Origin of the sequence: Cyclobacterium qasimii M12-11B (assembly GCF_000427295.1) — a bacterium.
GTDB lineage: Bacteria > Bacteroidota > Bacteroidia > Cytophagales > Cyclobacteriaceae > Cyclobacterium > Cyclobacterium qasimii.
The window spans coordinates 1-1,769 of sequence record NZ_ATNM01000128.1; the positions used below are offsets into that span (position 1 = coordinate 1).

At 39.4% G+C, this 1,769-nt stretch carries 1 protein-coding gene; it reads left to right on the forward strand.

What is annotated here, in order from left to right; genetic code table 11:
- A partial coding sequence (locus tag ADICYQ_RS15260) for a hypothetical protein (RefSeq protein WP_235114704.1) occupies positions 1-1,370 on the forward strand: 1,370 nt, incomplete at its 5' end.
- Between the last annotated feature and the right edge of the window lie 399 nt (positions 1,371-1,769).

Below are 1,769 nucleotides of genomic sequence, written 5' to 3' on the forward strand. Positions count from 1 at the left end.
CTTGCTTTTTATTAAGCTGCAGCACAAACCTGATGGTGCTCGAAGACATGTTACCAAGGGCCAGACAACAGTCTTTTGATGTTAAATTTAACCAAACATCCCTATTAGATTTTGCCGTCAATTTTGACCTGGTTTATGAAATCAGCAATCCCTACAAAAAAGAACTGCCCATTCCTGATCATGTCATGGGGATATTCGTCGATGGAAAAGACATAGGATTGGCCAAAAGCCATCAAGAGGTAATGGTACCCGCCAAATACACCAGTTTGCTAAATTATTCCTTTACTTTAAATTCTAACCAGTTGAGGCAATTGTTGGGCAAAAACAACAATATCACCTTTAAAACGGCTATAGAACTGGACCTTACGGATTACACCAATATGTTGCCTAATTTCCAGTTGGCCGTAAGTGAGGATTTTGATCTCGAATCTTCCGAATTAAAACCTTACCTCAACAAGCTACTCCAAAAAAAGATCGGGAAATTCAATTTTTCCTATGAGCACAGTGCACAGGTGAAAATCCCTGCTCCTCCCTCCATCACCAAATCCAATGAACCCATAGAAATCAAACTCTTGGGTACAGGAAGCAACCTTCTCAATCCCAATGCCATCAAAAATGCCTTAATTCCTTTTGGGGATTTATTAATTAACGGGGAAATGGATGGATTAAAAGATCCTTTCATAGATGCTGTTGTAAAAATGACAGTTCCTGTTCCTGACCCAGTCATTGAAAATATATTTAGGACTAGGGATGTGAAAATTGAGAAATACATGCTTGACTTGATAAGGCCTTTTGACAGTCAAATCAATAATAAATGGAATAATACAAAAGCACTCTTGTACCGAAGCAGTAGCTTTAAGCTTACTGATTATTTTGTAGACAATATTCTTGATCCTACGGGAAATCTGGGAGCTTCTCAAAAATGGGATGACTTTCAGGATACCTACGATCAATTTAAGTTTACTGAATTCCCTGATCAATTGCCCGGACCACAGACCAGAGGTTTTGAAATTTTAATTCCCTTTACATTTAAGAATCAAAATGAATTCCCGATTAGCATTCCCATTTTTCGTTCCAGTGTCATCCTACCTGGAGGCCAACCCTTTTCCATGTATGTAAAGCCAAAAGATATGGGAGAGATCAATTTGGGAGAAGTACCCTCCAACCAAGCAGAGATTCCGGCCAAGCAATCAAAGACGCTTTATGTGGTATTTTCATTTGACATGAAGGCTTTTAATCAAGGCATTTACAGCCTGTTTATGGAAAATCAATTTGAGCCCAACCTGGGTGGTATCATGTCTTATGATTTTGGCTATGGCCCTCTTTATATAGGCTATGATCTGAAAAGGATGAGTTTAGATTATAAATAGGAAATGGGCTTGCGTGACCGTTACACCTACCCCTTCGACTCCGCTCAGGGTCCGGTAAAATTAGGCAACCCTTTCTATAATACCTCTTCAATAAGGTCATTGGGGTTTCGATTCGAACATCGCAAATAAATCATTATTTATAATGGAGAAAACCATACACCCTCCCGGCGGCTGAGCGGAGCCGAAGCCTTAGGGTGGCGTGAACGATATACCTACCCCTTCGACTCCGCTCAGGGTCCGGTAAAATAAGCCAAGCTTTTGTATAATCTCCCTTTAAGGTGGACTCAGGAGATTTTTTACGTAATCTGTAAACCTATAGCAGTATTTAAATCAATTTCTGTAAACTTTTTTAGGACGAGTCACATTCTAAAAAAATCATTCGTGTTTTATTGTTCATTC